Source organism: Vulcanococcus sp. DEBay_Sum22DG08_74, assembly GCF_017852955.1.
Taxonomy (GTDB): domain Bacteria; phylum Cyanobacteriota; class Cyanobacteriia; order PCC-6307; family Cyanobiaceae; genus Vulcanococcus.
This window is the reverse complement of the sequence record NZ_JAFMKL010000092.1, coordinates 1-6529: the sequence shown is the minus strand read 5'-3', so window position 1 is coordinate 6529 and position 6529 is coordinate 1. Positions and strand designations below refer to the sequence as shown.

Genomic DNA, 6529 nt, shown 5'->3' with positions numbered 1-6529 from the left:
GCTGAAATCACGGCACCGGCAGCCAGGCTGTCCTCCAGGGAGTAGTCCCCTTCCCAGCCACTGCCGACGACCCAAACCCGCTCGACCCCATGGTCGATTAAGCGCTTGGCAACCGCCGTGCGGTTGGGCAGACAGGCCGTCACCAAGAGCGGCACGGGCTTCACAGCCTCCAGGGAGCGGGTGCCATTGGTCGTGCTCATGAAGATGCGCTTGCCCCCGACCACCTCAGGGGTCACCGCCAGGGGAGAGTTGCCCAAGTCGTAGCCCTCCACCCGCTGACCACCGCGCTCACCCGCGCGCAGGCAACGCTCAGGGACCCAGGCATCGGCCGCTTGATTCAGGGCCTCAAGCTCGGCGAAGGCCTGAATGGCCTCGGCACCGCTTTGCAGGGCACAGGCAATGGTGGTGGTCGCCCGCAGGACATCAATCACCACGGCCGCGTCGGGGCCGCCCTCAGCCACGGGGCGCAGGCTGGGAACGTTCTCCGAGGTGTGGAAATAGGAGATCTGCACGGCCGCAGTGACTCAAGGGGGTGCGTCACAGTAGGCAGAACCTGTTGAAAAGTTGAGAGCGCCATGGGATCTGCGGCCAACGCCATTGGATCCCAACGTGATCTGAGGGGCTTTTTGGAGCTGCTGGAGGCTCGGGGTCAGTTGCGCCGCATCAGCGCTCCGGTGGACCCGGACCTCGAGCTGGCGGCCATTGCCGATCGGGTGCTGGGCTGCGGCGGTCCCGCCCTGCTGTTCGAGAACGTCAAGGGCTCGAGCATCCCCGTCGCGGTCAATCTGCTGGGGACCCTGGAGCGGGTGCTCTGGTCGATGGGGATGGAGCGACCCGAGGAGCTCGAGACCCTCGGCGAGCGCCTGGCCCTGCTGCAACAGCCCAAGCCCCCCAAGGGACCGCGGGAAGCCCTGCGCTTTGGTTCGGTCCTGCTGGATGTCCTGAAGGCGAAACCCGACCTCGACCTGCTCCCCCCCTGCCGGCAGGAGGTGTTTCAGGGCGAGGCCGTCAACCTCGATCGCCTGCCCCTGCTGCGTCCCTGGCCCGGTGATGCCGGCCGGATCATCACCCTCGGCCTGGTGATCACCAAGGACCCGGAGACCGGCACCCCCAACGTCGGTGTCTACCGGCTGCAACAGCAGTCGATCAACACGATGACCGTGCACTGGCTGAGCGTCCGTGGCGGCGCCCGCCACCTGCGCAAGGCCGCTGCCCTGGGCAAACCCCTGGAGATCGCCATCGCGATTGGCGTTCACCCGCTGCTGGTGATGGCCGCTGCGACCCCGATCCCGGTTCAACTCAGTGAGTGGCTCTTCGCGGGTCTCTACGCCGGTGAGGGGGTTCGCCTGGCGAAGTGCAAAACCCTGGATCTGGAGGTGCCCAGCCACAGCGAAATCGTTCTGGAGGGAACGATCACCCCAGGGGAGGAGCTGGCCGATGGCCCCTTTGGCGATCACATGGGCTTCTACGGAGGCGTGGAACCCTCACCACTGGTGCGCATCCAGTGCGTCACCCAACGGCGCAATCCCACGTACTTCACGACCTTCAGCGGACGGCCCCCCAAAGAAGACGCGATGCTCGCCATCGCCCTGAACCGGATCTACACGCCGATCCTGCGCCAGCAAATTCCGGAGATCGTTGATTTCTTCCTGCCCATGGAAGGGCTCAGCTACAAGCTGGCCGTGATCGCCATCGACAAGGCCTACCCGGGGCAGGCCAAGCGGGCCGCCATGGCCTTCTGGAGTGCCCTACCCCAATTCACCTACACCAAGTTCGTCGTCGTCGTCGATAAGTCGATCAACATTCGCGATCCAAGGCAGGTGATCTGGGCGATCAGTGCCCTGGTGGATCCACAGCGCGATCTCTTCGTCCTGGAGAACACCCCTTTCGACACGCTTGACTTCGCCAGCGAACAGCTGGGACTGGGGGGACGGCTGGCGATCGACGCCACCACCAAAGTGGGCCCCGAGCGCAACCACCCCTGGGGCGAGCCACTGCAACGGCCCGCCGAACTCGAGCGCCGCGTGGATCAACGCTGGGAGGAATTGGGCCTGGGCGACGTCGGTCAACAGGAACCCGACCCTGCGCTGTTTGGCTATGTGCTCGAGCAGGTTCTCGAGCGGCTACAACGGCCGGCCTGAGCGATGTTGCGGCGCAGCGCTCTGCAGGCACTCCAGGCGTTACTGCACCTCGCCATGGTCAACCCCCAGTGGTGTTCCGTTAGCGAGATTGCCGAGGCCCAGGGACTGCCCGCCCCGATGCTCGAGCAGTTGCTCCTGCAGCTGCGGCGCGCAGCACTCGTCGAGGCCAAGCGAGGTCGCCAGGGGGGCTACCGCCTCAGCCGCCCCGCCGAGGCCATTCCCGTAGGAGAGGTCCTTAAGGCCGTCGGTGCCCCCCTGGTGCTCGACGCCCCCGGGGACAGCAGCCGCGCCGAGCAGGACGTGCTCAAGAGCATGGGCCGGCGGCTGCAATCCGCCCTGGATCGCGAGCTCAAGCAGCTCACCCTTCAAGAACTCCTGTTTGACCTTCAGAGCTGGCAGGAATGCCTAAGCAACGAGGGCGGCCTGATGCTGGGTTAAGCCAGGGCGTCCCGCTGGAGATAAACGCGGATCAGCTTTTCATCCATCAGCCCGGAGCGAGCGACGGGGGCTTCGTTGCAGCGCTCAAACAGCCCCAGCAAGGTGGAGGCCTCAAAGGGGTGCCCCATCGCGCTGGCGATCGCCGCCACCTCATCGGCGGTGCAGACCTCATTGAGTCGCGCCCGCAGCTCAGCGTCGCCCTGAATCAGAGCGAGGAAGCCAAAGACTGCCTGAAGTTGCTCGGCCATGGACCCTTGATCGGGGGTGTGCTCAGTTTGGCGAGTTGAGCCTGTTTTCGATCAGTTCCTACGCTCGCTGAAACCAAGTCCTCCTCCATGTCCCTCGCCCTGGGCACCAGCAACGGCCGCAGCCTGAAGGGCCACGTTCGGGTCCCAGGCGACAAGTCGATCTCCCACCGCGCCCTGCTCTTTGGCGCGATCGCCGAGGGCACAACACGGATTGAAGGACTGCTTCCCGCGGAGGATCCCCTGAGCACCGCCGCCTGCCTGCGGGCGATGGGTGTTCAAGTCTCAGCGATTGAAGCCGGCAAAACCGTGGTCGTCGAAGGCGTCGGCCTCGATGGCTTTCAAGAACCCGAGAGCGTGCTGGATTGCGGCAACTCGGGTACCACCATGCGCCTGATGCTGGGTCTGCTGGCGGGCCGCAGTGGTCGCCATTTCGTTGTGACTGGTGACAACTCCCTGCGGCGCCGGCCGATGAAGCGGGTGGGCGGTCCCCTCTCCGAGATGGGAGCCACGATCCATGGGCGCGCAGGCGGAAACCTCGCCCCCCTGGCGATCGAAGGCCGTCAATTGAGAGGGGCCACGATTCGCACCCCCGTGGCCTCCGCCCAGGTCAAAAGCGCGATCCTTCTGGCGGCGCTCACCGCGGACGGACCGACGACGGTGATCGAGCCAGTCCAGAGCCGGGACCACAGCGAGAGGATGCTGCGCGCCTTCGGCGCCGACCTCAGCGTTGGAGGTCCAGGCCAAACCGAAGTGACCGTGGTGCCGGGCTCGAGCCTCAAAGGGCAGGACGTGGTTGTGCCTGGTGACATCAGCTCAGCCGCCTTCTGGTTGGTTGCTGGAGCGATCACCCCCGGGGCGGACCTGACGATCGAAAACGTCGGCCTCAACCCCAGCCGCACCGGCATTCTTGATGTTCTCGAGCAGATGGGAGCCCGCATCGAGGTGCTCAATGCCCGGGACGTCGCAGGCGAGCCCGTGGGTGATCTGCGGGTCGTCCATGGCCCCCTGAAGGGCTTCAGCATTGGCGCCGATCTGATCCCCCGGCTGGTGGATGAGATCCCTGTTCTTGCCGTGGCCGCCTGCTGCGCCGAAGGTCCCAGCCGGGTCACGGGGGCCGAGGAGTTGAGGGTCAAGGAAACCGATCGTCTGGCGGTCATGGCCCGTCAACTCGGAGCCATGGGCGCCCAGATCGAGGAGTTCCCCGACGGGATGACCATCCAGGGCGGCGTGACGCTGCACGGCGCCGAGGTCGATAGCGAAACCGATCACCGGGTCGCCATGAGCCTGGCCGTCGCCGCCCAGATCGCCTCGGGCGTCACCACGATCGCGCGACCGGAAGCGGCCGCCGTCTCCTACCCGGGCTTCTGGGATGACCTCGAACGGCTTCAAGCTTGAGGTCCGCAGCACCGGCGACGGCAGTTTCAGCCTGTTCAGCCCGGAGTTCGGCGAAGCCTTCCACAGCAGCCGCGGCGCCCTAACGGAAGCACGCGAGAAATTCGTCGAACCCGCAGGGCTGGAGCGCCTGGGGCGGGGCAGCAGCCTTCGGGTCCTGGATGTCTGCGTCGGCACCGGCTGCAACACCGCTGCGCTGATTGAGGCCTGCGCCAGCCGAGGGCTGGAACTGCACTGGTGGGGACTCGAGCTCGACCGCGAACCCTTGGCCCAAGCCCTGGCGAGCCCTGCCTTTCGCGCGCAGTGGCAACCCGGCACGGTGGCGCGGCTTCAGGAACTCTGCAGCAGCCCAGGCATGCTCTGGGGAGACGCCAGGCTGGCGGTCCAGCCGCTGGTCGAAGAGCAGAAGGGGCAGTTCGATCTGTTGCTGTTGGATGCGTTCTCGCCCAGTCGCTGCCCCCAGCTCTGGAGCGTTGAATTTCTCGATGCCCTGGGTTCCCTGCTCAAGCCCGAGGGCCGGTTGCTGACCTATTGCAGTGCGGCGGCCGTACGTCAGGCCCTGCGCCTGGCCGGCCTCGAGGTCGCGGCGATCGAGGCACCCTGCGGACTGCAGCAGCACAAACAGGATTGGAGCGGCGGCACCGCGGCCAGCCCCTCCCCCCTGACACCCGGCCCAAGACTTCGGTCGCTCACACCGATGGAGATGGAGCATCTGGGCACGAACGCCGCCGAGCCCTACCGCGACCCCGGCTTCTGCCTGGACCGCAAAACGATTCTTCAACAGCGGCAACAGGCGCAGGCCAAGGCCATGCGCGAGGGGAACGTGGAAGGCACGAGTGCCTGGCGCCGGCGCTGGGGACTTGCGGGCAACCACCAGTAGATTCCCGCTCAGCTACCCGCCCCTGCCGATGCTCGCCGTTGCCGTGTTGGCCGCCGGAAAGGGCACCCGCATGAAAAGCGACCTGCCCAAGGTGCTGCAGCCACTGGCGGGAGCAACCCTGGTGGAGCGCGTGCTCGGCAGCTGCCGCGCCCTGGACCCCCAGCGCCAGATCCTGATCGTCGGACACCAGGCCGAGCGCGTCGAGCAGTCCCTGAGCCAGCACGGGGGGTTGGAATTTGTGCTGCAGCAGCCCCAGAACGGCACCGGCCATGCGGTCCAGCAATTGCTGGCGCCCCTGGCGGACTTTGAGGGTGAGCTTCTGGTCCTCAATGGGGACGTACCGCTGCTGCGGGAGGAGACGATCACGGCACTGCTCGAGCGCCACCGCACCTCCCAGGCGGCCGTGACCCTGTTGACCGCGAGGCTGGATGACCCAACCGGCTACGGGCGCGTCTTCGCCGATGCCAGTGGCCATGTCTCCGCCATCGTCGAACACCGCGATTGCAGCGAGGAGCAGCGAGCCAACAACCTCACCAACGCCGGGATCTACTGCTTCAACTGGAGCAAGCTCGCTGCGGTCCTCCCCCAACTGAGCACCGATAACGACCAAGGGGAGCTGTATCTCACGGACACCGTGGCGATGCTCAGCCCCGCCATGCACGTGGAGGTGGCCGATGCCGATGAGATCAATGGCATCAATGACCGCTACCAACTGGCGCAATGCGAAGCGGTGATTCAGCAGCGCCTGCGTCGCCACTGGATGGCCGAGGGCGTGACCTTTGTCGATCCCGAGAGCTGCACCCTCAGCGATGGCACCCGGTTCGGCCGGGATGTCGTCGTGGAACCGCAATGCCATTTCCGCGGAGAAACCAGCGTCGGCAGTGGCTGCCGCATCGGTCCTGGGAGCTTCCTCGAGAACGCCAGCGTTGGCGAAGAGGTGGAGGTCCTCTACTCCGTCGTGCGTGATGCGGTCGTCGCTGATGGCTGCACGATTGGCCCCTACGCCCAGCTCCGGCCTGGGACCGAACTGGCCCGGGACTGCCGGATCGGCAACTTCGTCGAAATCAAGAAGAGCCAAATCGCCGCCGGGAGCAAGGTCAACCACCTCAGCTACATCGGTGATGCCCAACTCGGCGAGAACGTCAACGTCGGAGCGGGCACCATCACCGCCAACTACGACGGGGTCAACAAACACCAGACCGTGATTGGTGCTGGCAGCAAAACCGGAGCCAACTCCGTGCTGGTCGCGCCGATCACCCTGGGGGCCAACGTGACGGTGGGAGCCGGATCGACCTTGACCAAAGATGTCCCCGCTGGTGCCTTGGCCCTCGGCCGCGCCAAGCAACTGATCAAGGAGAACTGGTCCTAGGCCATCAGGCCAGATTGGCTCAGACCTCTGGAAGCAGCGGAATCAAGCGCTCAAGTGCAAC

7 protein-coding genes are annotated in these 6529 nt (G+C 65.9%); 5 read left to right on the top strand and 2 right to left on the bottom strand.

The annotated features are described in order from the left end of the window. Window positions 1-512: 2-phosphosulfolactate phosphatase (locus QZ184_RS09180; RefSeq protein ID WP_296419225.1), on the bottom strand; the 512-nt coding region annotated here is incomplete at its 3' end. 63 nt (window positions 513-575) lie between these two features. Here QZ184_RS09180 and QZ184_RS09175 point away from each other — a divergent pair. Both QZ184_RS09175 and QZ184_RS09170 read left to right on the top strand, forming a co-directional pair. Further along, window positions 576-2141 (top strand): UbiD family decarboxylase, encoded by a 1566-nt coding sequence (locus tag QZ184_RS09175; protein WP_296419223.1) that lies wholly within the window; start codon window positions 576-578, stop codon window positions 2139-2141. 3 nt (window positions 2142-2144) lie between these two features. Beyond that, window positions 2145-2579, top strand: coding sequence for an Rrf2 family transcriptional regulator (locus QZ184_RS09170; RefSeq protein WP_010316786.1), 435 nt, complete (start codon window positions 2145-2147; stop codon window positions 2577-2579). On the opposite strand, the gene QZ184_RS09165 is transcribed toward QZ184_RS09170, so the two are convergent. Further along, window positions 2576-2827 carry a Nif11-like leader peptide family natural product precursor gene (locus QZ184_RS09165; RefSeq protein ID WP_010316784.1) on the bottom strand — a complete coding sequence of 84 codons (252 nt, stop codon included), beginning with the start codon at window positions 2825-2827 and terminating at the stop codon, window positions 2576-2578. The two genes, QZ184_RS09170 and QZ184_RS09165, sit on opposite strands and share 4 nt — an antisense overlap. 87 nt (window positions 2828-2914) lie before the next feature. Here QZ184_RS09165 and aroA point away from each other — a divergent pair, with 87 nt between their 5' ends. Genes aroA through glmU form a run of 3 tightly spaced genes read left to right on the top strand, consistent with a single transcriptional unit; the run spans window position 2915 to window position 6468 of the window. Then, the gene (aroA, locus tag QZ184_RS09160) at window positions 2915-4222 is read left to right on the top strand and encodes a 3-phosphoshikimate 1-carboxyvinyltransferase (RefSeq protein ID WP_296419220.1); all 1308 of its coding nucleotides are present in this window, start codon (window positions 2915-2917) and stop codon (window positions 4220-4222) included. Further along, on the top strand, window positions 4197-5099 hold the full coding sequence (locus tag QZ184_RS09155; RefSeq protein ID WP_296419218.1) for an MnmC family methyltransferase: 903 nt from the start codon (window positions 4197-4199) through the stop codon (window positions 5097-5099). Before aroA ends, QZ184_RS09155 begins: the two co-directional genes overlap by 26 nt. A gap of 28 nt (window positions 5100-5127) precedes the next feature. After that, complete coding sequence (gene glmU, locus QZ184_RS09150; RefSeq protein WP_296419216.1) at window positions 5128-6468, top strand: bifunctional UDP-N-acetylglucosamine diphosphorylase/glucosamine-1-phosphate N-acetyltransferase GlmU; 1341 nt, start codon at window positions 5128-5130, stop codon at window positions 6466-6468. The last annotated feature ends 61 nt before the right edge of the window (window positions 6469-6529 follow it).